At 65.2% G+C, this 22,425-nt stretch carries 20 protein-coding genes and 1 tRNA gene; 11 read left to right on the top strand and 10 right to left on the bottom strand.

Annotation, left to right across the window (positions count from 1 at the left end):
* The first annotated feature begins 76 nt into the window (after positions 1–76).
* The 3 genes from QME24_RS12405 (at position 77) to QME24_RS12415 (ending at position 3,501) form a co-directional block, all read left to right on the top strand.
* Positions 77–466 (top strand): nuclear transport factor 2 family protein, encoded by a 390-nt coding sequence (locus tag QME24_RS12405; protein WP_029887927.1) that lies wholly within the window; start codon positions 77–79, stop codon positions 464–466.
* 92 nt (positions 467–558) lie between these two features.
* Positions 559–2,058: a cytosine permease gene (locus tag QME24_RS12410; protein WP_009686127.1), complete on the top strand. Its 1,500-nt coding sequence runs from the start codon at positions 559–561 to the stop codon at positions 2,056–2,058.
* 12 nt (positions 2,059–2,070) lie between these two features.
* On the top strand, positions 2,071–3,501 hold the full coding sequence (locus QME24_RS12415) for an aldehyde dehydrogenase family protein (protein WP_281690855.1): 1,431 nt from the start codon (positions 2,071–2,073) through the stop codon (positions 3,499–3,501).
* A gap of 78 nt (positions 3,502–3,579) precedes the next feature.
* On the opposite strand, the gene QME24_RS12420 is transcribed toward QME24_RS12415, so the two are convergent.
* From QME24_RS12420 to QME24_RS12430, 3 genes are read right to left on the bottom strand one after another with little or no spacing between them, the layout of a single operon-like run.
* On the bottom strand, positions 3,580–5,991 hold the full coding sequence (locus tag QME24_RS12420; protein ID WP_054903918.1) for a DUF3772 domain-containing protein: 2,412 nt from the start codon (positions 5,989–5,991) through the stop codon (positions 3,580–3,582).
* A gap of 56 nt (positions 5,992–6,047) precedes the next feature.
* The gene (ada, locus tag QME24_RS12425) at positions 6,048–7,106 is read right to left on the bottom strand and encodes a bifunctional DNA-binding transcriptional regulator/O6-methylguanine-DNA methyltransferase Ada (protein WP_235768484.1); all 1,059 of its coding nucleotides are present in this window, start codon (positions 7,104–7,106) and stop codon (positions 6,048–6,050) included.
* 54 nt (positions 7,107–7,160) lie between these two features.
* Positions 7,161–7,787: a DNA-3-methyladenine glycosylase gene (locus tag QME24_RS12430; protein ID WP_235768483.1), complete on the bottom strand. Its 627-nt coding sequence runs from the start codon at positions 7,785–7,787 to the stop codon at positions 7,161–7,163.
* Positions 7,788–7,957: 170 nt separating this feature from the next.
* On the opposite strand from QME24_RS12430, the gene QME24_RS12435 reads away from it, so the two are divergent.
* On the top strand, positions 7,958–8,473 hold the full coding sequence (locus QME24_RS12435; protein WP_225786174.1) for a sigma-70 family RNA polymerase sigma factor: 516 nt from the start codon (positions 7,958–7,960) through the stop codon (positions 8,471–8,473).
* Positions 8,466–9,416, top strand: a complete 951-nt coding sequence (locus tag QME24_RS12440; protein ID WP_235768482.1) for a FecR family protein — start codon at positions 8,466–8,468, stop codon at positions 9,414–9,416. The genes QME24_RS12435 and QME24_RS12440 overlap by 8 nt, the downstream gene beginning before the upstream one ends.
* 73 nt (positions 9,417–9,489) lie before the next feature.
* Here QME24_RS12440 and QME24_RS12445 read toward each other — a convergent pair whose 3' ends face one another.
* From QME24_RS12445 to QME24_RS12455, 3 genes are all read right to left on the bottom strand, one after another.
* Positions 9,490–10,647, bottom strand: a complete 1,158-nt coding sequence (locus QME24_RS12445; RefSeq protein ID WP_235768481.1) for an MFS transporter — start codon at positions 10,645–10,647, stop codon at positions 9,490–9,492.
* Between the two features lie 83 nt (positions 10,648–10,730).
* Complete coding sequence (locus QME24_RS12450) at positions 10,731–10,868, bottom strand: hypothetical protein (RefSeq protein ID WP_165944152.1); 138 nt, start codon at positions 10,866–10,868, stop codon at positions 10,731–10,733.
* A 106-nt stretch (positions 10,869–10,974) separates the two neighbouring features.
* The gene (locus QME24_RS12455; RefSeq protein ID WP_235768480.1) at positions 10,975–12,189 is read right to left on the bottom strand and encodes an MFS transporter; all 1,215 of its coding nucleotides are present in this window, start codon (positions 12,187–12,189) and stop codon (positions 10,975–10,977) included.
* Positions 12,190–12,380: 191 nt separating this feature from the next.
* Between QME24_RS12455 and QME24_RS12460 the strand changes: the two genes are divergently transcribed.
* A complete protein-coding gene (locus QME24_RS12460; RefSeq protein ID WP_280091238.1) occupies positions 12,381–13,304 on the top strand; it encodes a FecR domain-containing protein in 924 nt (307 codons plus the stop codon).
* Between the two features lie 95 nt (positions 13,305–13,399).
* Positions 13,400–13,476 (top strand) — tRNA-Met (locus tag QME24_RS12465).
* A gap of 106 nt (positions 13,477–13,582) precedes the next feature.
* Here QME24_RS12465 and QME24_RS12470 read toward each other — a convergent pair.
* Positions 13,583–14,197: a LysE family transporter gene (locus QME24_RS12470; RefSeq protein ID WP_110679461.1), complete on the bottom strand. Its 615-nt coding sequence runs from the start codon at positions 14,195–14,197 to the stop codon at positions 13,583–13,585.
* A 187-nt stretch (positions 14,198–14,384) separates the two neighbouring features.
* Between QME24_RS12470 and QME24_RS12475 the strand changes: the two genes are divergently transcribed.
* Positions 14,385–15,302: a LysR substrate-binding domain-containing protein gene (locus QME24_RS12475; RefSeq protein ID WP_281690856.1), complete on the top strand. Its 918-nt coding sequence runs from the start codon at positions 14,385–14,387 to the stop codon at positions 15,300–15,302.
* Between the two features lie 27 nt (positions 15,303–15,329).
* On the opposite strand, the gene rimI is transcribed toward QME24_RS12475, so the two are convergent.
* Positions 15,330–15,785, bottom strand: coding sequence for a ribosomal protein S18-alanine N-acetyltransferase (gene rimI / locus QME24_RS12480; RefSeq protein WP_029887538.1), 456 nt, complete (start codon positions 15,783–15,785; stop codon positions 15,330–15,332).
* Positions 15,782–16,567, bottom strand: a complete 786-nt coding sequence (locus QME24_RS12485) for an energy transducer TonB (RefSeq protein ID WP_280091233.1) — start codon at positions 16,565–16,567, stop codon at positions 15,782–15,784. The genes rimI and QME24_RS12485 overlap by 4 nt, the downstream gene beginning before the upstream one ends.
* A 457-nt stretch (positions 16,568–17,024) precedes the next feature.
* Between QME24_RS12485 and mksB the strand changes: the two genes are divergently transcribed.
* The 3 genes from mksB to mksF are packed head-to-tail and all read left to right on the top strand — an operon-like array spanning position 17,025 to position 21,839.
* Positions 17,025–18,314: an Mks condensin complex protein MksB gene (mksB, locus tag QME24_RS12490; RefSeq protein WP_009686111.1), complete on the top strand. Its 1,290-nt coding sequence runs from the start codon at positions 17,025–17,027 to the stop codon at positions 18,312–18,314.
* Positions 18,304–19,011: an Mks condensin complex protein MksE gene (mksE, locus tag QME24_RS12495; protein ID WP_280091234.1), complete on the top strand. Its 708-nt coding sequence runs from the start codon at positions 18,304–18,306 to the stop codon at positions 19,009–19,011. The genes mksB and mksE overlap by 11 nt, the downstream gene beginning before the upstream one ends.
* A complete protein-coding gene (gene mksF, locus QME24_RS12500) occupies positions 19,008–21,839 on the top strand; it encodes an Mks condensin complex protein MksF (protein ID WP_235768474.1) in 2,832 nt (943 codons plus the stop codon). The genes mksE and mksF overlap by 4 nt, the downstream gene beginning before the upstream one ends.
* Before the next feature lie 134 nt (positions 21,840–21,973).
* Here mksF and QME24_RS12505 read toward each other — a convergent pair whose 3' ends face one another.
* The gene (locus QME24_RS12505) at positions 21,974–22,417 is read right to left on the bottom strand and encodes a CreA family protein (RefSeq protein ID WP_161892746.1); all 444 of its coding nucleotides are present in this window, start codon (positions 22,415–22,417) and stop codon (positions 21,974–21,976) included.
* Positions 22,418–22,425: the final 8 nt, after the last annotated feature.

A 22,425-nucleotide genomic window follows, 5' to 3' on the forward strand; every position in this document is an offset into this window, starting at 1 on the left:
CGCCAGCGATTTTTCCCCCCGGCAAGCCCCACCAGAATCGCTTCACCACAATCATAAAAACCCGTGAGGCCACCCCGTGGACCAGACCCTGCAGGTACGGCAAGCCGCCGCCGACCTTGTTGCCGCCTTCGCCAGCAACGACACCGCCCGCTACTTCGCCTGCTTCAGCGAAGACGCCACGTTCCTTTTCCATACCTTGGCGCAACCCCTGCTGTCACGCCGGGCCTATGAGAAGGTCTGGGCCCAGTGGCAGGCCGAAGGGTTTGCCGTGCTCGCCTGCGCGTCCAGCAACGCCCAGGTCAGCCTGCAAGGCGACGTGGCGATCTTCATGCATGATGTGGCCACGCATCTGCGCATCGGCGGTGCCGAGCACCAGTTGAACGAGCGCGAGACCATCGTGTTCCGCCGCCACGCTGACCAGTGGCTGGCCTGCCACGAACACCTGTCGGCCGTATCGCCGGCCTGATCACCTTTTTGCGGCCCTGCCGCCCTGCCATCGCACCCACAAGAAGGCTTGCGCACTGCGCCGGCCCACAACAACCGCGCTGGAGCATCACCATGAGCCACTCGACCGGTATCGAGACCAACGGCGTAGAACAGATCCCCGCCGATCAACGCGACGCCTCCCCGCTGGACCTGTTCCGCCTGATCTTCGGCGGCGCCAACACATTCGCCACCGCCGTGCTCGGCAGTTTCCCGGTGCTGTTCGGGCTGTCGTTCCAGGCGGGGGTGTGGGCCATCGTGCTCGGCGTTGCCGTTGGCGCGCTGATCCTGGCACCGATGGGCCTGTTCGGCGCGCTGAACGGCACCAACAATGCGGTCTCCTCGGGCGCGCACTTCGGCGTGCACGGGCGCATCGTCGGCTCGTTCCTGTCGCTGCTCACGGCAGTGGCATTCTTTTCGCTGTCGGTATGGAGTTCGGGCGATGCCCTGGTCGGCGGCGCCAAGCGCCTGGTCGGCCTGCCGGAAACCGACCTGACCCTGGGCCTGGCCTACGGCCTGTTCGCGGTGCTGGTACTGGTGGTCTGCATCTTCGGCTTCCGCTTCATGCTGTGGGTCAACAAGATTGCCGTGTGGGCGTCGAGCCTGCTGTTCCTGCTGGGTATCGCTGCTTTTGCCGGGCCGTTCGACGCCGGCTACGCAGGCAGCGTCAACCTGGGCCAGGCGGGCTTCTGGGCAGCTTTCGTCGGCGCTGCGATCCTGGCCATGAGCAATCCGGTGTCATTCGGCGCCTTCCTCGGTGACTGGTCGCGCTACATTCCACGCGAAACCCCCAAGGCGCGCATCATGCTGGCGGTGATAGCGGCCCAGGGTGCCACGCTGATTCCATTCCTGTTCGGCCTGTGCACCGCCACCCTGGTGGCCACCCAGGCACCGGACTACATTGCCGCCAACAACTATGTCGGCGGGCTGCTGGCTGTCGCCCCCAGCTGGTTCTTCCTGCCGGTGTGCCTGATTGCGGTGATCGGCGGTATGTCCACCGGCACCACGGCGTTGTATGGGACAGGCCTGGACATGTCCAGCGTGTTCCCGCGCCTGCTCAGCCGTGCCGGCGCCACGCTGCTGATCGGGGTGCTGGCGATCGGTTTCATTTTCATCGGCCGCTTTACCTTCAACCTGGTGCAGAGCGTGTCGACCTTTGCCGTGCTGATCATCACCTGCACCAGCCCGTGGATGGTGATCATGATCCTCGGCCTGGTCACCCGCCGCGGTTTCTACCACGCCGATGACCTGCAGGTATTCACCCGCGGCCAGCGGGGTGGCCACTACTGGTTCCTGCACGGCTGGAACTGGCGCGGCATGGGCGCTTGGGTCCCCAGCGCAGTGGTCGGCCTGTGCTTCGTGAACCTGCCGGGGCAATTCGTCGGACCGTTGGGCGACCTGGCCGGTGGCATTGACCTGAGCCTGCCGGTCACCCTGGGGCTGGCCGGGGTGCTGTACCTGCTGCTGCTCAACCTGTTCCCCGAACCTGCCGGCGTGTATGGCCCGCAGGGCCCACGCTGGGTGCGTTGCAAACAGGCTGCGCACACGCCTGTAACCACTGCCGAAATGGCCTGACTGGAAACCACCATGACCACATCCCACTACATTGCCGGCCGCTGGGTCGACGGCCAGGGCAGCGACTGCATCAGCGTCAACGACCCTGCGCTGGGCCAACCATTTGCCGAACTGATGGCTGTCAGTGCCGAGCAGGTCGACCAGGCCGTGGCCGCCGCACGTGCAGCCCTGCCCGCCTGGAAATGCACCAGCGCCAGTGAGCGCGCAGCGTATCTGCGCGGCTTCGCCGAACAGCTTGGGCAACGCCGCGAAGCGCTGGTCGCCCTGCAGATGCGCAACAACGGCAAGCCGCGCCACGAGGCAGAAGTCGACCTGGACGACGCCATCGCGACCTTCGGCTATTACGCCGAGCTGGCTGAACAACTGCCTGGGCAAAACTGCGACGTACCGCTGGCTGCCCCGGGCTTCACCGCCCGCACCCGCCTGGAGCCGGTGGGCGTGGTCGGCCTGATCGTACCCTGGAACTTCCCACTGGTGACCAGCGCCTGGAAGCTTGCCCCGGCCCTGGCCGCTGGCTGCACCGTGGTGCTCAAGCCCTCGGAAGTGACCCCGCTGTGCGAACTCGCCTACGGCCAGATCGCCGACACCCTGGGCCTGCCGGCCGGGGTGCTGAATATCGTCAATGGCAAAGCCGAGACGGGTGCCGCGCTGAGCAACCACAACGGCCTGGACAAACTGTCGTTCACAGGCAGCAATAACGTTGGCAGCCAGGTGATGCGCAGCGCAGCGGCACAATGCCGGCCGGTCACGCTGGAGTTGGGCGGCAAGTCGGCGATCCTGGTGTTCGATGACTGCGACGTCGACGCGGCGGTGCAATGGATCGTTGCCGGCATCTGCTGGAATGCGGGCCAGATGTGCTCGGCCACATCACGCCTGCTGGTACAGGACGGCATCGCCGACGCCCTGCTGCCACGCCTGCAGGCAGCGCTGGAAAACCTGCGGGTGGGCAGCCCGCTGAGCGAAGAAGCCGACATGGGCCCACTGACCAGCCAGGCCCAGTGGCTGAAGGTGGCCGGCTACTTTGCCACGGCGCGGGAGGAAGGCTTGCAGTGCCTGGTCGGTGGCAAAGTGCTGGACCGTGGCGGCTGGTTCGTCAGCCCTACCCTGTATGCCGATGTGCCTGAAGGCAGCCGCCTGTGGAACGAAGAAATCTTTGGTCCGGTATTGTGCGCACGGCGCTTCGCCAGCGAACAGCAGGCGATTGCCGAGGCCAACGACAGCCGCTTCGGCCTGGTGGCGACAGTGTGCACCACAGACCTGGCGCGCGCAGAGCGGGTGGCCGATGCGCTGGAGGTGGGCCATGTGTGGATCAACTCGGTGCAGGCGGTGTTCGTCGAGACCTCATGGGGTGGCACCAAGGGCAGCGGTATAGGCCGTGAGCTGGGGCCTTGGGGCTTGTCGGGCTACCAGTCGGTCAAGCATGTGACGCGGTGCCTGGGCTGAACCGTGCGGGGCCGTTTGGCGGCCCCTTTCGACAGCTTCTGCCATTCATCTAGTCGCGTGCCACTGGCATGAAGCGCATCACGGCGCTTCGTCAGCCGGGCGCGCAGCTTCCTGTACCAGCACCATGCTCTGCGGCGAAGACAAGGCGATACCCTCGTCACGCAGCCGCCCAAGGATGGTGAACAGCAGGTCACTGCGGGTACCCGACACCTGGCGCGGCCCGGCCACATAGCCACTGACCGCGATCACCATGCCATTGCTGGTCAGGTCCTTGAACGACACCGAGCTGGCGGGCGCGTCCAGAATTGCCTCGTGTTCATGGTAGGCCGCCAGCAGCAACTCACGTACACGGTTGGCATCCGTATCCAGCGGCAGGGTCAAGGTGATGCCGACCACCCCCAGGGCGTTGCCCATGGTCACGTTGCGCACGTTCTGCGAGATGAACTGCGAGTTGGGTACGATCACCGTGGAACGGTCGGACATCTGGATTTCGGTAGCGCGCACGTTGATGCGGCGAATGTCGCCCTCGACGCCGGCCAGGCTGACCCAATCGCCGACCTTCACCGGGCGTTCGGTGAGCAGGATCAGGCCCGAGATGAAGTTCTGCACGATCTGCTGCAGGCCAAAACCGATACCGACCGACAAGGCACTGACCACCCAGGTCAGGCTGGTCAGGTTGATGCGCAGGGTCGACATCACCAGCATGGCCAGGAAAATGAACCCGAGGTAGCCCACCAGGGTGACCAGCGAGGCACGCATGCCGGCATCCATGTCGGTTTCCGGCAACAGCCGTTCGCTGAGCCAGCGCTTGACCACCCGGATGGCGAACAAGCCGCCGAGCAGAATCGCCATCGCCAGCAGAATGTCCTGCGGCACGATGTTCAGGTTGCCCAGCAATTTGCCACCGGTGCCGTCCCAGTCGCCCAGGCTGAGCAGCAGTTCGCTGGGGCTGGTGCCCGACGGCATCAACGCCAGCAGCAGCGCCAGGAACAGCACTACGGTGCGGCCGATACCGGCCAGGATGGTGCTGGCCTGGGCCTGGTGACGTGGCGCCAGCCCCAGGGTCGACGCCAGTGCCAGGCCGCCGGGCTGGCGTGGCGACAGCAGGGTTTCGCACAGGTCACCGAAGAAGCTGGTCAACAGGTAGGCGCACGTGATCACCAGGCTGACCCACAGCAGCTTGGCCGTAAGGAAGTAGGCAAGGGTCAGGTAGCCGGTCACCATGGCCAGCATGATCCCCCCCAGCCAGATGACCATCACGAACGGGATCAACCCGCCCAGGCCGGTGGGGCGTTCCAGTTCAAGCTTGCGCAGGGTGCGGCGGTAGCGCTGCAACGCGCCGGCGAAGATCATCGCCACTACCAGCGCGGTCAGGCCGTTCACCGCCACGGTCAGCGCCAGGCTGGCACCGATCACGGTGTTGATGCGCTCCATGGTCATCATGACCATCAGTGCCAGGGCCAGCACCTTGGGGAACCAGCCCAGCGCGCTGGCCACTTCGTCGTTAATGGCCGGCAGGCGCCAGGACGGGCGCTGCAGCATCAGCATGGCACGGCCCAGGCCCGCGATGAACGCGCTGAACACCACCAGCGCCAGGATGTGGTTGACCAGGCTGGCGATATCGCTGCCCAGTTCGGCATTGCTCTCCAACCCCCAGCGCAGCAGGGAAACCGAACCGGCGATGGTGCCCAGTGTTGCCAGGCTGACCCCCAGCGCCAGGGCACTGCGGCGCAGCCGGCCTTCGGGCAACCAGCGGACCATGGCACGGGCCAATAGCCGCTCTATCCACAGGCGCACCAGGGTCCAGACCAGGATGGCCGCTACCAGGCTGGCCATGAACGGCCAGCGGTGCTCGGGGCTGAACGCGCTGCCAATGGCAACGGCTGCTTCGCCCCGCAGGTCGCGCAGGCGCGCCACGTCATCCTGGGTTGGGCGGATGATGCTCTGCCAGAATGCCGGGCTCAACGGCGAGGCGGCGCGGCTGGTGATCTGCGAGTTGAACTGGCTGCGGCGCAAGTTGACGATTTGCGTGGACAGGTCGCGCGCCGACTGAGTCAGCTTGGTGGCCTGGTCCTGCTGGGCGACCAAGGCCTTTTTCTCGGCCTCCAGGGCCTTGCGCTGCTGGGTCAGGGCCGCAGGCTCGTCGGGCTGGGCCGGGCCAACCACCTTGAGCTTGTCGTCGAGCTTTTCCACATCGGTGGTGCGCTGCGCACTCAAGGCATCAGCCTGGCGCTGAACCTGCATGGCCGCCAGCCGCAACTGCGACAGCAGGTCGTCGTTGGCGTTACTGCTGACGCCTTGGCGAATCTGGTCCAGGCTATCGCTCAACTGCTCGATACTGGCGTTTTCATCCACTGCCGGGGCTGCCGCATTGGCCGGGTTGGACAACGGCGTGGCAGGGGCCGCCGCGGCCGGGCCGGTGAGCACCAGCAGCAGCGCCAGCATGGCCATCAGGCCAGGGCAAAAACGAACAAGGCTCAGACGCCTCATCGAATATTCCTCTTTACAATCCGATTTGGCGGGGGATTCTACGCGGCTTCAAGGCATCAGGAGAGTGCCGTTTCTCGCGTCAGCAGTAGCTGCTTGCGCGCCACGCCCCAACGGTAGCCGCTGATGTCGCCATCCCGGCGCACCACACGGTGACAAGGTATGGCCACGGCGATGCGATTGGCCGCACACGCCAGGGCTACCGCCCGCACCGCCTTGGGCGCGCCAATGCGTTCGGCAAGGTCGCTGTAGCTGATGCGGCTGCCAGCCGGCACCTCGCGCAGGGCTTGCCACACGCGCTCCTGGAACGCTGTGCCTTGTACATCCAGCGGCAGGCCCAGGCCCAGCGCCGGGGCCTCGACGAACCCCACCACCTCGGCAACCAGTTGCTCATAACCGCGGTCACCGCCGATCAACCGGGCCTTGGGGAACTGATCCTGAAGTTCGTGCAGCAGGGTTTCAGGGTCGTCGCCCAGCAGAATCGCGCAAATGCCTTTGTCGCTTTGGGCCACCAGGATGGCGCCCAAGTAGCACTGGCCGAGGGCAAAATGAATGGTGGCCCCTGCGCCCCCGGCGCGGTACTGCCGGGGGCGCATACCCAGGCGCTGGTCGGCGCTGGCATAAAAGTGGCTGTTGGAGGTGTAGCCGGCGTCGTAGATGGCATCGGTGACCGAGCACCGAGCATCTTCCAGGTGTGCGCGCAGGCGCCGGGCGCGAAAAGCGGTGGCGTAGGCCTTGGGGGTAACGCCGGTTTCGGCTTTGAACAGCCGGTGCAGGTGGTACGGGCTGACGGCCAGTTGCGCAGCGAGCTGGTCGAGGCTGGGGCTGGGGTCGCTGGCTTCGATCAGGCGGCAGGCGCGGATGACCAACTGGCTATGGCGCGCCGCACTGGGCTTGGCGCCAGCGGTGCAGCGCTTGCACGCACGGTAGCCAGCGGCTTCGGCTAACGCAGGGGTATCGAAGAACTCGACGTTGCCGCGCTTGGCCAGCCGCGACTTGCAGTTGGGGTGGCAATAGATGCCGGTGGTGCGCACGGCATAGACGAAGTGCCCGACCGCAGCGGGGTCGCGGGCTTCGACGGCTTGCCAGCGTTGGTCGGGGGTGGTGTAGGCGGTCATTGGGTATACTTCCAGACTCGTGCGGCCGGCTCCGGCCTTGGCGGTGTAAAAACCTCAGGCGCGCCACAGGTACCAGGCCGCCACGGTTCGGTATGGCCGCCAGGCGCCGCCCAGCGAACGCATCTGCGCCGGGGTCGGCGCCTTGTCCAGGCCCTTGAGGCGGCGATACCCCTCGCGCACGCCAAAATCGTCGACGGGCAGGATATCCGACCGCTCCAGGCTATAGATCAGCAGCATTTCCACCGTCCACCGCCCTATCCCGCGCAGCGCTACCAGGCGTTCGATCAGGGCGTCGTCACTCATGGCCAGTGCTGCTTCGCGGGTCGGCACCAGGCCGTCCAGCCTGGCTTGGGCAATGCCCTGGATAGTCGCCATCTTGCTCGCCGAAAAACCGCAGGCGCGCAGGGTTTGCGGGCTTGCGGCCAGTAACTGCTCGGGCGGCGGAAACGCATGCTGCGGGAACAACGCCAGCAACCGGCCCAGGATAGCCTCAGCCGCCCGGGCATGCAGCTGCTGGTAGGCAATCGCGCGCACCAGCGCCTCGTAAGGTTCCCGGCCAGGGGTGGCCTGGTGCAGGCATGGCCCGGTCGCGGCGACATGTCGCGCCCAGTCAGGGTCGAGCGCCGCCAGGTATTCGCCGGCTTGGCGGTAAGCCGCAGGGGAAAGGTCGGCCAGAATCATGGCGGCTCCATCAAGTCGAGTGCAGGTGCAGCTTAGCGCAGCCGTTCATCGGGGGAACGCCGGTTCTTGCGCGGCTAATTCCTGGCCCACCATTGCCCCGCGCCATCCTCCGCGCATAGAATTGAGAACTGTTCACATTCGCACACCTCACGGGACCGGCCTTGGCAACGATGCAGATCAACGACACGCTCAAACCGGCCGAGGTCGCTCTGCTCTACCAGTCCCACCATGCCTGGCTGCGTGGCTGGCTGCGCAGCCGCGTGGGGTGCAGTGAACATGCGGCCGATCTGGCCCAGGATACCTTCGTGAGGGTATTGCGCGCGCGCCAGGCATCGCCGTTGAAAGAACCGCGCGCCTACCTGAGCAGCATTGCCCGCGGCTTGATGATCGACCAGTTCCGCCGACGCGCACTGGAGCGGGCCTACCAGCAGAGCCTGGCCCAGGTGCCAGAAACCGAAGCGCCCAGCGAAGAGGCCCGGTTACTCATCCTCGATACCCTGGCGCGCCTGGACCGCGCCCTGCATCAGCTCAAACCGCGGGCGCGCCAGGCCTTCCTGCTGGCCCAGCTGGACGGTTTGAGCATTGTCCAGATCGCCCGGCAGCTGCACGTGTCGCGCGCGACCATCGAGCGCGACCTGGCCAGCGCCCTGGGCGTCTGCTACCGGTTGCGCTACGCCGATGCCTGATGCCACCCCCACCCAAGCCCAGGTTGACCAGGCCATCGACTGGCTGGTGAAGCTGCGCTTCGACAGCCCCTGCCCGCGTACCCGGCAACAGTTTGAGCAATGGCTGGCCAGCCACCCGCATCACCCACTGGCCTGGCAGCGCGTAAGCCTGCTCAGCGACGAACTGGCAGGGCTGCCCAAGGACCTGAGCCGGCGCACCCTGGAAGGCAGCCAGCAGCAGCGTAGCAGCCGACGCAACCACCTCAAGCTGCTGGCGCTGCTGGCCGTCGGCGGCAGCCTGGGCCTGGCGGCGCGTGAACCACTGGGTTTACCTGAGCTGCTGGCCGACAACAGCACCGCCGTCGGCGAGCGTCGCCAGGTGCAGGGGCGCGACGGCAGCCGTATCCAGTTGAACACTGCCAGCGCCATCGACCTGGACTACAGCGTTGAACAGCGCCAGCTGGCGCTGCTACGCGGTGAAGTGAGCCTGGAGAGCAACGCCAACGACCACCGGCCGTTCCTGATCGAAACGCCGGTTGGGCGGCTGGTCACCCTGGACGGCCAGTTGCTGCTGCGTGAAAACCGCCAAGGCCTGCTGCTGGCGGTGCGCCGTGGCCAGGTCACGCTGTTCCCCGCCTCGGCACTGCGCAGGCAAGTACAGCCGGGCGAGACCTTGCAGGTGTGGCGCGACGGCCGTGTCCAGGCCGTAACGTTGCACAGTGACCCGTGGGGCTGGACTGACGGCGTACTCAGCGTGCAGCAGATGCCGCTTGGCGAGTTTGTCGCCGAACTGGGCCGTTATCGCCCGGGCCTGCTGCGCTGTGCGCCGGAAGTGGCCAGCCTGATGGTGTCTGGCACCTTCCAGTTGAGCGACACCGGCGCCATCCTGCACCTGCTCAGCCGTAGCCTGCCGGTGCGGGTCGAGTACCATACCCGGTATTGGGTCAGCATCGCAGCCGCCTGACGCGCGCGGGCGCGGCCTTGTATCGCGATGGGCCGCAACGCGGCCATTCATGATCGAAGCAACCCCGAAGCCGTCAGTCCGCCAACGCGGGCAGGCGGCCCGCAGCCCGAAACGACTGCCGGGCAAAGCACACGAACAACCCGGCCATCAGCGCCAGCGCCATTGGCAGGCCATGCGGCGCCACGCCCATCGCGGCGCCACTGACCAACGGCCCTACCAGGCTGCCTACGCCCCACAGCAGGCCCACGCTGGCATTGGCGGTGACCAGGTCCTGGCCCTTGAAGCGCTGGCCGATCAGCACCAACGCCAAGGTATAGATCCCCCCCGCCACCGCCCCCAGCACCACCAGCAGCGGCCACAACAGCCACGTCAGGTCCAGCAACCAGGGCAAACCTATACCGATCGACATCGCCACCAGCCCGCACACCAGGTGCAGCCCGGTGCGCTCGACCCGATCGGCCAGCCAGCCAAGCGGCAGCTGGAACAACATGTCGCCGGCAAACACCACCGTCACCATCAACGCCGCCACACCCACGGCGAAGCCATGGCTGCTGGCGTATACCGGCAGCAACGACAGCACCACGGCGTCGAAGAACGAGAAGAACAGCACCGCCATGCACAACGCCGGCGCCACCCGGAAGAACCCCGCCAGGCCAAAGCTTTTCTCGCCTTCTTCGTGCGCCACATGGTCATTGGGCACCGTCAGCACGATGCACAGCAAGGCCAGGCCATAGCCAACGGTGACCACGCCAGTGATCCATGGGCTGTCCGCCCCCAGTACTGCCAGCATGGCCGGGCCGAGCACCTGGAAGCCGGTAAAGCTGGTGGCATACAGGGCCATGATCTTGCCGCGGTTGTGCTCCGGGCACAGTTCGTTGACCCACGACTCGCCCAGGATGATGGCGATACCCATGCCCAGCCCCAGGCCAAGGCGCAGCAGCGCCAGCAGCCACAGCGAGCCAAAGGCCGCTTCGAGCAGGGCGATGCTGAGTGTGCACAGGCTGAAACACAGCAGGTAGATGGTGCGCCGGGTGAGGTGGCGGCAGCAGGCATCGACTAGGAACGCCGAAAGCATCATGCCGGCAGCAGGAATAGCCGAGATGATGCCGATTTCCAGGGTGCCCGCCCCTGCTTCATGCAGGCGCAACGAAACCAGGGGCAGGCTCGCCCCCAGGCTGAAACCCACGACCGAAACGGCGAACAACAGGCCCGCCAGCAAACGCATGTTCATGTACCACTCCTTGCAAACCGGAAAAACGTGCAGACACAGGCGCGCAGGCCAAAGTGGCCAGCGGCGCGAACGCGCAGATCAGGTCAGGCGAAGTGTGGCGAGAAGGTGAAGGCAAACAGCACGCTGCGGCGGCGCTTGAGTACCGTGTCGCTCGGCCACGCATGGCGCAAGCCCTGAAGGGCAGGCTGGCGGGCGCTGGGCAGTGACGGGGTACGGCGCATTGCTTGGCTACTACGCAGGTGGGAGGGGAAAGTGGCGGCACTCTAGGCCAAGGACAGTCCGGTCGTCAATCGGCAGGGGCCGCCGCATGCAGCGGCCCCGACGAAATCAGCGCTTGCCGGTATTGGGCAGGAACACCGCCAGCAATCCGAACAGCGGCAGGAACGAACAGACGCCATAGACGTATTCGATGCCCCGCAAGTCTGCGACGTACCCCAGCAGTGCCGCACCGATGCCGCCAAAGCCGAACATCAGGCCGAAGAAGATGCCGGCAATCATGCCCACGCTGCCCGGCACGAGCTCCTGCGCATACACCACGATGGCGGAAAACGCCGAAGCCAGAATGAAGCCGATCACCACGCTCAGTACCGTGGTCCAGAACAGATCGGCATAGGGCAGCGCCAGGGTGAACGGGGTCACGCCCAGGATCGAGAACCAGATCACCGCCTTGCGCCCCATACGGTCACCGATCGGCCCACCGAAGAATGTCCCCGCCGCCACGGCCCCGAGGAACAGGAACAGGTGCAACTGCGAGCTGGCTACCGATACCGCGAATTTCTCGATCAGGTAGAAGGTGAAGTAGCTGGTGAAGCTGGCCATGTAGAAGTACTTGGAGAACACCAGCAAGCCCAACACGATCAGCGCCACGATCACCCGCTGGCGGGAGATGCCATGGGTGGCCTGCACCGCCTTGCGTGCTTTGGCCTGGTTAAGGTGTTCCTTGTACCAGCCACGCAGCATCAGGGTTACGCCAAGGAAGAACAACGCCGCCAGGCCGAACCAGGCCACGTGGGTCTGGCCGAACGGAATGACGATGGCCGCCGCCAGCAACGGGCCCAGCGCCGAACCGGTGTTGCCCCCCACCTGAAAGGTTGACTGGGCCAGGCCGAAGCGCCCCCCGGAGGCCAGCCGCGCGATACGCGAGGTTTCGGGGTGGAAGGTGGAGGAACCGATGCCTACCAGTGCCGACGCCAGCAGGATCATCGGGAAGCTGCCGACGAAGGCCAGCATCACGATCCCCACCAGGGTGCACAAGGTGCCCAGCGGCAGCAGGTTCGGTGCCGGCCGACGGTCGGTGAAAAAGCCGACCCAGGGCTGCAACAGCGAGGCGGTGATCTGGAACGTCAGGGTGATCATGCCGATCTGGGCGAAGCTCAGGTTGTAATTGGCCTTGAGCATCGGGTAGATCGCCGGCAGTACCGACTGGATCAGGTCGTTGATCAGGTGCGCCAGCGCGCAGAAACCGATGATGCGCATCACCAGCGGCGTGGCCTGGTTGGCCGGTGCCTGGCTGGATGCGGTGGAGGCGCTACTGGTGGCCATTTGCCTAAATCTCCGTCCTCAGGTTTGGGATCCGATTATCGGGAAACAAATAGATACATAGCTACCTTTTTTTCCCTCTGTCGCGACGTTCTTGAAAATGGTTCTCAATATAATTAGCATCCTTGTCTACTTCTCCTGTCATCGTTGGGCCCACTGGCCCCACTCGCGAGCAGACCGTACCGATGAGCCCGATGCCCGCCAAACCGCTGCAACCCGACCCCGAGCAGGAAGCGCTCGAGTGGTTCTCGGCGTTGCGCCACCCCAACTGTGACGACGCCCAGCGCCGGGCCTTCGCGGCCTGGTGCCAAGCCGCTGAAAACGCCCAGGCCTATGCCGAGCTGGAGCGATTCTGGCAGCAGGTGCAGCCCTCACCCGCCCGCCCTCGCCCACGGCCGCCAAGCGAGCGCCGCAGTCACCTGGGCAAATGGGTGGCGCTGTGCTTTCTCCTGGGCCTGGCCGCCGCTACCTATCTTTACTGGCCGTGGATGCAGCGCCTGGCCAGCGAGCTGCACACCGATGTGGGCGAGCGGCGCAGCACGCGCCTGGCCGATGGCACGACCTTGAGCCTGGACAGCGCCAGTGCGATGAACGTGGACCTGCGCGGCCGTACCCGCCAGCTGCATCTGGTACAGGGCCAGGTGTACCTGCAGGTGGCGCTCGATGGGCGCGCCCTGGAGGTGGCAGTGGGTAACGCACGCATCCAGGTGTTCGGCACCCGCCTGCAAGTCACCCGCCATGCCAACCATGACGAACTGGTGGTCATCAGTGGCAAGGCCATGGTCGTGCAGGGGGGTGAGCAGCGCCTGGTCTCGAAGGGTGAACGGGTAACCTTCGATGACACGCGCATCGGCACGGTACGCCCAGCGGACCTGAAAACCGTAGACAGTTGGCGCAGCGGCTATCTGAAGGCCAGCGACATGCCGCTGGGGCAGGTGCTGGAGCGCCTGGCCAGCTACCAGGGCCAGCGGGTATGGCTTATGGATGAACAACTGACCCATCGCCGTGTAAGCGGCGATTTCAACCTCGACCGCGCCGGGGAAACCCTGCAATCCCTGGCCGCCGCCCAGCATCTGCAGCTACAAGGCGTGCTCGGGCACTGGCTTGTGGTGCGCTAGAACCGGCCCTGCCCGCTAAGTTTTTGAAAGCGTGCAAATTTTTTTTGAAATGAGTGTTGACAGGGGGGGCGTTCAAGAGAATAATGCGCGCCATCGGCTACATAGCTCAGTTGGTTAGAGCATAGCATTCATAATGCTGGGGTCCGGGGTTCAAGTCCCTGTGTAGCCACCAAACAAGACGAAGGGCTTACCGCAAGGTAAGCCCTTTTTCTTTGCCTGCGAGAACTGCCGCATCGAAAGCAGCCCCGGGGCTGCTACCCCCTCTTGCCCCCTGGGCGTCAGCGGATGCCGCTCACTGCCACGGTCAACCCGAGCCCGATCAGCGCCAGGCCGATCACCCGGTCCACCAGCACTTGGCGGTCGATCATGGCCTTGCGCAAGGCAGTGCTGGAAAAAAACACCGCGACCAGGCTGAACCACAGCCAGTGCGCGAACGACATGAACGCACCATAGGCAAATGCCAGCTGCAACGAGCTGCCCGGTTGCACGACCTGGGTGTAGGCACTGACCACGAACAACATGGTCTTGGGGTTCAGCGCGTTGGTCAAAAACCCCGTGCGCAGGGCTTGCAGCACCGAGGCACTGTTAGGCGCCCCACCCTCAAGGCTGATGCGCCGGGTATTGGTGACCGACTTGTACCCCAGGTAGATCAGATACCCGGCGCCCACCACCTTCATGGCCAGGAACAGCATCGGGCTCTGGCTGATGATCACGGCAATGCCCAGTACCGTGTATAGCACGTGCACCTGGACCCCCAAGGCGATCCCCACTGCGGCAGCCAGCCCGGCCTTGCGGCCTTGTGCATAACTGCTGCGGGTCACCATGGCGAAGTCGGCACCGGGGCTGATGACGGCAAGCAGGGTGAATACGGCGACGGCGACGAGTTCGGTCATGGGGATAGCTCTCGATAGGCGATGAAAATGCACAGACCGAGGATTATCGGGAGCTTACGGTGCAGGAAAAATCGATTTATCGTGGTGCAAATCTGATAGTTTCAGTCACAGATAGCTAGCGCCTGCTCCAGCCAGCGTGTGATTGTGCAGGCTGGCCAACGCTGCAGTGCCGGCTTGGAGAGCTGCCATGAAACTGCCCCCACTCAACGCCTTCCGCTACTTCGACATCGCCGCCCAAAGCGAAAGCTTCGTGCGCGCCGCCGAACACCTGCACGTCACCCACGGCGCCGTCAGCCGGCAAGTGCGCTTGCTCGAAGAAAGCCTTGGCGTAGAACTGTTCGAGCGCCGCAACCGGGCCATTTTTCTCACCGCCGCCGGCCGCGCGCTGCACGGCACCACCCAGGCGATCTTCGAACAACTGGAAGGCGCCGTGCAGCGCTTGCAACACCAGGCCCGCGACAATGTGCTGGTGCTGTCCTGCGAACCGACCATCGCCATGCGCTGGCTGATCCCGCGGCTGCCGCGTTTCCATGCAGCCCACCCCGACCTGCAGTTGCACCTGGTAGCCGCTGGCGGTCCGCTGGACTTCGCCCGCGGCGGCGTCGACCTGGCCATCCGCCGTGACGACTTCCATTGGGGTAACCAGTTGTTCAACCAGAAGGTCTGCGATGAGTGGGTCGGCCCGGTGTGCCGCCCCAGCGCCGGGTTCCGGCTCGACGGCCAACGCCTGCTGCACAGCACCACCCGCCCCGCTGCCTGGCCCACTTGGCTGCGCCTCAGCGGCCAACGGGCGCGGCACTGCGAACGCAGCGACTACGAGCATTTCTATCTGTCGATCCAGGCCGCCAGCGCCGGTTTGGGCGTGGCCATGGCCTCTGCCTTGATTGTGCGCGACGAACTCGACAGCGGGCAGTTGCAGGCGCCGTTTGGGTTTATCCGCGATGGCTCGGCCTACCACCTGCTCAGCCCCCAGCCGTTGAACGATGGTGGCAAGCGCCAGCGCTTCACAGGCTGGGTCATGGAAGAGTGCCATGCCTGTCTGGCTCATTTGGGCTTGTTGCAGCCTGACGCCCCAGCACCACCGGTGCCGGGGCAGCCGCGCTAGGCGATGTTAACCAGGCAGCACGCAGGGTCAGTCTTCAAGCAGGGTACAAGCCATCACCAGGGCATCTTCACGGCCACCCGCCACTGGGTAATAGTCACGGCGACGGCCGATTTCGTTGAAGCCATAGCGCTCGTACAAGCGGTAGGCCGACTGGTTGCTGGCGCGCACTTCTAGGAAGCATTCGCGGCCATTGAGCTGGTAGGCACGGGCCATCAGGTGCTCCAGCAGGCGCAGGCCCAGGCCGCAGCCTTGGTTCTCAGGTTTGACGGTAATGTTGAGCAGGTGCGCTTCGTCGATGATCACGTTGATCACCCCGTGGCCCACTTGCTGCTCGCCATCGAACATCAGCCAGACTTCGTAGGATTTGAGCGCATCCTGGAAAATCCCTCGGGTCCAGGGGTGGCTGAACGCGGCATATTCGATCTTAAGTACGGCATCCAGATCCGCCTCGGTCATCGGGCGAAAACTGATCGAGTCACTCATTCAACGCTCTTCCAGCGCGCCATCAGCTGGCGCATGGCTTTCCAGACGTCCGCCTTGCGCTGCGGCTCGTCCATCAACAGTTCAAGGCCCGGCAAGACCCAGGCATCGCCCAGGCCGTCGAGCTTCAGGGTTTGGTAATAGGCCTGGGCGTCGGCGTTGGCGGCAAAGCGCACCGCTGGCAGGCCCACCAGCCAGAGGCAGGTGCACGGCGCGTCTTCCAGGCGCGCCTGGACAAAGCCCTGGACAAAATCACGTGCCGCCTCCGGGCCCTGGTCCATGTTGCCGCGTACCAGCAACGGCCAGCGCACCGGCTCGCCGATGATCTGCGGTGCATCGGGTAGCCCGGCGGCGCGCAGCATGTCCTTGAGCAGCAGGTAGGAAGGGTCGCGGCTCTGGAACGGCTGGCCGGTGGCCAGCTCGACCAGCAGCAGGCAACTGCCGGCGCGCAGCAACTGCAGCGCGAAACGTGGCGGCGGCACCGGCGCCGGCCTTGGTGGTGCGGGTTGCGCCTCGGCCTCGACCGCCTTGACCGCCGGCTTGGGCCCACTGCCGGGCCGCGGGATCTCGATTTTGGGCCTCTCGGCGGAGCGCGCCTGGGGCGCGATCGGCTTTTCGTTGCCAGAGGCTGGCGGCAGCACATCGAAGTCGAGGTCCTCGACCGGGGCCACCGGCAGCAGCAACTCGGGGCGCGACGGCGCAGCGAACGGCAGTTCGGCGCGCGGCAGCCAGGGCACCACTTGCATGGCGGAAAGGAAGGCGCGGCGGCGGGGTTCGGTGAGCAAGGGGCAGGGTCCGAGGGGGGGAGGCAGTTGGGCATTCTAACGTGTACGCCTTGGTTTTTGCAGCGTCTATCAGACCGAGCGCCGCCCGCGCGGCGCATCGCGACGCAAGGCCGCTCCCATATCTGTTTCGGGCCAGTCGCTCCTGTGAAGTCATCGCTGCCCGCCTTGCTTGCCCCCTTCGATATCGAAGGGGGCGCTGCTGCTTTTCTACAGTTTCCAGTCATACACCCAGGGTGCGCGCGCCAAGGACTCAGGAGTAATTGGCCCGAAACAGATGTAGGAGCGGCCTTGCGTCGCGATGCGCCGCGCGGGCGGCGCTCGATCTCACTGCCACCACAAAAACCACGCCATACACCCATATGACATGAGGTTATCCCCCATTACAGACCAAGGGGTGAAACCCTGCCCCCCGGATGCAGTACAATCGCCCCTTTTTCTTGGCAACGAGTCGAAGCCAATGATCGAACCCAAGCGCGTCCTGCGCGCCCTAGCCGAACACTGGGCCCTGATCGAGCCGCTGTGCGAGCGTTTCGACCAGGGCACCCTGAGCCTGGTCGAGCTGCGCCAGCATGTGGCCCGCCAGCAAGTAGAAAGCACCCCGCAGGACATCACCCAGCTGCTCGACGTGTGGATCCGCCTGGACATCCTGGTCCCGGTGGCAAAAAGCCCGAACCGTTTCGAGCTCAACGCGCAGATACACGACTTTCTCGCCTACCTGCGCCGCGAGCACCGGCTGGGCCTGTGCCTGGAGATCGAAGCCTACCTGCGCCACCTGGAACGCCTTGCCGGGCACATCCAGGACGCCTTCGACAACCGCGACAGCGACGACCTGGCGCGCCAGCTGCGCCTGCTCGACATGCGCGTGCGCGATGTGCTCAAAAAGCTCGACAACGACGAGCAGGCGCTGGTGGCCGTGGCCGAACGGGCCAAGACCAGCAACCGCCAGATCCCGCTGCGCCAGCGCTATGCCGAGGTCCTGGCCACCTGGGACGAGTACGTCGAGCCGATGATCCAGCTGGTCAACGCCGACGGCGCCTTCGAGCAGGGCGTGCGCAAGGTCGAGACCGTGCTGCTCAAGCTGCTGGGCGAACAGGCGCGCCTGGGCCACTTGGTCGATGACGACATGCTGCTGCGCACCCATGCGCGCATCCTGGAGATGCAGACCAACGCTCAGCTCACCCTGCGCCACGCCCGCGAACTGCTGTTGCCGCTGCGCGAAGAAGCCCGTCGGCACAACGCCGTGACCCGTGGCGCCGCACTGGCCCTGTCGGTGATCCGGCGCAAGGGCCTGGATGCCGTGCCGCAAGCGGCCATGCCGATGTTCACCCGCCCGCAAAGCACCTTCCTCGGCAGTGCCAGCCAGGTCGAAGCCTACGTGTACGCCCTGGCCCGCTTCGAGCCCAAGCCGGCGCGCTTCCCCAAGGCCCACAAGACGCAGTCCGGTGCCCTGCCCCGCGCCCCGCGCACGGTCAAGGAAATGGCCGAACGTTGCGAACAGGCGCTGCCCCTGCCCGACCTGATGGTGTGGCTGCTGGAGCAGGAGCCCGAAGGCGCCACCGACGAGTTGCTGTACTGGTTCTCGCGCCTGTCGCGGGAAAAGCGCTTCAAGCGCGAACGCCTGGACCGGCGCGAGTACACCACCCAGGAACACTTGGTCAGCCTGCGCTCGTTCGCCCTGACCTCCAGCCGCGAAGACGCCAACAGCGCGCCTACCGACCCCAACGCGAGCCCAGCCCATGCATCTTGATCTTTCCGAACTGTCCCAGCTCGCGCCGATCTTCCGCGAGCTGTTCAAAGGCTTCCACATCAGCCGTCGCGACCCCGAGCTGTACGCTCAGCTGTCGAACTTCCAGGACCAATACCGCACCCTGTTCAAGGCCCTGGGCTTCGAGCTGGTGTGCGACACCCGTGGTTTCTACTACTTCGTGCCGGACATGACCGCCGCGCAGGTCAACAAGACCGCGCAACGCCTGTCGCTGTTCACCTTCATCCTGGTCGAGCACCTGGCGGACCAGGGCCGCGACCCCATGGCAGTGCTGGACGGCGGCAGTATCGGCCGCGACGAGCTGCCCTCGTTGCTGGACAAGTACCGCGACCTGTTCCTGCAGGCCGAGGTGCAGACCGTCGACGAGCTTGAAGAGAAGATCCTGCGGCGCATGACCCAGCTGGGCTTCGCCCACGAAGAAGGCGGCATCTACCGCTTCCTGCCGCCCATGCACCGTTTCCTCGACGTGTGCCTGTCGGTGCAGCAGGACCGCGACCTGGCCGCCACGCTGCACAGCGACCTGCCGCTGCCGACCCCGGTATTGGTCGAGGAAGAAAGCCCCGAAGAACTCAACCGCACCGACGACCCGCTGGACCTCACGCCGTTCGAGGACGAGGAAAGCGAAGAGGACGCCCTGGCCCGGGCCATCCGCGAAGAGCAACAGGAGATTGACGCATGAGCCAGGAACGCTACGGCATCCGCCGCTTCGCACTGCTCAACACTGCAGGCTACAGCCTTGGCCTGTTCCCGCTGGAGCACCCGCTGTCGGTCTACGGCGCCAACAACCTGGGCAAATCGGCGTCGATCAACGCGCTGCAGTTCCCGATCCTGGCACGCATGTCAGACATGAGCTTCGGCAAGTACAGCCTCGAGCAGTCGCGCCGCTTCTACTTTGCCAGCGACACCTCGTACATTCTCTGCGAACTGAGCCTGCCCCATGGCCCCCACGTGATTGGCGTGGTCGGCCGCGGGCCGGGCGGTGGTTTCGGTCACCAGTTCTTCGCCTACAAGGGCGAACTGGACCTGGCCCACTACCAGAAGAACGACACCTGCCTGCGCCAGAAAGAGCTCTTCACCAACCTCGAGCGCCTGGGCATAAAGGCTTACGAGGTCAAGCCCGACGAGCTGCGCCGGCTGCTGGTCGGCGGCCACACGTCGGTGCCGCTGGACCTGACCATGATCCCGCTGCGCTCCACCAGCGAGCAAAGCCTGAAAACCTTCCGCGCACTGTTCATCAACCTGCTGCACATGCGCGAAATCACTGCGGCCAAGCTCAAGCAACTGTTCCTCGATGCCTTCGAGCACAGCCTGCGCTCGGGCAGTGTCGACTACATCGCCGCCTGCGAAGAGGCCTTCCGCGACGTACGCCGCATGGAACAGGACTACAACGCCCTGGTCGCGGCCGGCCCGCTGGTCGAGGCGCTGGCGGGCGGCGTGGCCCAGCGTGACATCCTGCGCGGCAAGCTGCACCGCATTTCCCCGGTGCTCGACACCTTGCTGGGCACCTGGCAGGAATACGCCATGGCGCGCAAGGAAGAGCTGGTGATCCAGGCCGAGCACTACCGTGGCGAGCAGGACCGCCTGCAGAACGACCAGCGCGGCGGCACCCAGGAGCTGATGCGCCTGGAGCGCGAAATCACCGGTATCCAGCGCTGGCTGGGTGAGCTGTCGGTCCTCAAGCACCGCTTTGCGCTGGTCGAGGACGTGAAGGTGCTGGAGCAGCAACTGCTGGCAGCCAAGGACGCGCACGACGAACTGGCCGGTGCCCTGGCCCAGTCGCGGCAGTTCAGCGCCGAAGACCTCGACGAGCGTGTGCGCGACCTGGAAAAGCGCCTGAAGCAGGTCAAGCAGCAGCTCGACCATGCCGACAACAACAGCTATGCACGCCTGCGCGAAGAGTTCTCGCAGCAGGACGTCGACCGCCTGATGCGCCTGTTCAACGGTGCGCTGTTCAGCCTGCCACTGGGCGAGCGCGGCATCGAGCTGGACGACAGCGACCTGTGGGTAAAATCGCTGGAAGCGGTGCTCGACGGCTTCAAGGGCGAGCGCTTCGAGGCGCCGGGCCTGGCCATCGACCTGACCAACATCGACCCGCCGGCCCTGCAGGCCCTGGCCGACCGCGCCGCCCTGCGCGACCAGAAAGAGCGCCTGGAGAAAGAGCTGAAACAGCTCAAGACCCAGCAGGCCGTAGCCGCCGACCGCTCGGCCTCCAAAGCCCAGACCGAAACCCTGTATCAGGAAGTGCTGGACGCCCAGAAGGCCCTGGAAGACTACCGCCGCAGCCAGACCCTCGCGGCCGAAGAGCCGGAAAAACTCGAGCAACTGTCGCAACTGGAAGCCGCCCAGGACGAGCTCAAGCGCTCCAGCGACGCGTTCACCGAACGCGTCCAGCAACTGTCGGCCAAGCTGCAACTGGTCGGCCGCCAGCTCGGCGACCTCGAGTCCAAGCAGCGCACCCTGGAAGACGCCCTGCGCCGCCGCCAACTGCTGCCGGCCGACCTGCCCTACGGTACGCCTTTCATGGAAGCCATCGACGATTCGATGGACAACCTGCTGCCGCTGCTCAACGACTACCAGGACAGCTGGCAGAGCCTGCAGCGCGTCGATAACCAGATCGAGGCACTGTATGCCCAGGTGCGCCTGAAAGGCGTGGCCAAGTTCGACAGTGAAGACGACATGGAGCGCCGCCTGCAATTGCTGGTGAACGCCTATGCGCACCGCACCGATGAAGCCCTGACCCTGGCCAAGGCGCGCCGCGCGGCGGTGACCGACATCGCCCGCACCCTGCGCAACATCCGCAGCGACTACGACAGCCTCGAGCACCAGCTGGCGCTGTTCAACCGCGAGATCAACAAGCGCCAGGTATCCAACCTGGAAAGCTTCCGCGTGGTGCTGGCGCCGAACAAGGAAGCGCTCAAGCATATCGACCAGATCATCCACAGCGCCGGCCAGTACGAGGAAGGCGAAACCCTGTCGGTATTCGACCTGACCCAGAGCGCCGAGCAGGACAACAAGAACGAAGAGGCCAAGGAGTACCTGGCGCGCCTGGTGGCGGCCAACCACAACCAACTGGGTTTGAAGGACCTGTTCGAGCTGGCGTTCGAGATCACCAAGGTCAACGGCCAGCCGGTCATCCATGCCGACATCGATGGTGCGGCGTCCAACGGCACCACCATGACCATCAAGGCGTTGACCAACATGTACCTGTTGCTGCACCTGATGGACCGCGACCTGGCCGGCCGTATTCGCCTGCCGTACTACCTGGACGAAGCGGCCGACATCGACGAGCGCAACCAGGCGGCACTGCTGGAAACCAGCCTGCAGCTGGGCTTCGTGCCGATTCTGGCGAGCGTGAAGCCCCAGGTATCGGCACGTGTGGCGATCGACCTGGAAGGTGGCAGCGGGCCGAATGGCATCTACATCGACGAGGCGGACTGGAAGTTCATCAGCCGCTTGGATGAGGTGAAAGCGGTTGTGCGTGAGGATCAGGCCGAAGAGTTGGCCTGAGGAACCTGGGGCCGCTTTGCGGCCCTTTCGCGACACAAGGCCGCTCCCACATTGACCGGCATATGCAGGACCTTTGCGGGAGCGGCCTTGCGTCGCGATGGAGGCCAAAGGCCTCCCGGCCATCTATCAGGCGATCACTGCGCCCAAGGCAAGATCGGAATCGCCGTCACCGCATTCTGTGGGCTGCCCTCGACGATGCGGTCGCTGTACACCAGGTACACCAGGGTATTGCGCTTCTTGTCGAGGAAGCGCACCACCTGCATGGTCTTGAACACCAGCGAGGTGCGCTCCTTGAACACCTCCTCGCCATCCTTGAGCTCACCCTTGAAGCTGATCGGCCCGACCTGGCGGCAGGCGATGGAGGCCTCCGCCCGATCTTCGGCAAGGCCCAGCCCGCCTTTCACCCCGCCCGTCTTGGCCCGCGACAGGTAGCAAGTCACACCTTCGACCTTGGGGTCGTCGAAGGCTTCCACCACGATGCGGTCGTTCGGCCCAAGGAACTTGAACACGGTGGACACCTGGCCGATTTCCTCAGCCCCGGCCAGCATCGGCAAAGCCAACGCGGCAACGGCAATCATCCTTCTCA

The organism is Pseudomonas sp. PARCl1, assembly GCF_947311875.1.
In the GTDB taxonomy this organism is placed as follows: domain Bacteria; phylum Pseudomonadota; class Gammaproteobacteria; order Pseudomonadales; family Pseudomonadaceae; genus Aquipseudomonas; species Aquipseudomonas juntendi.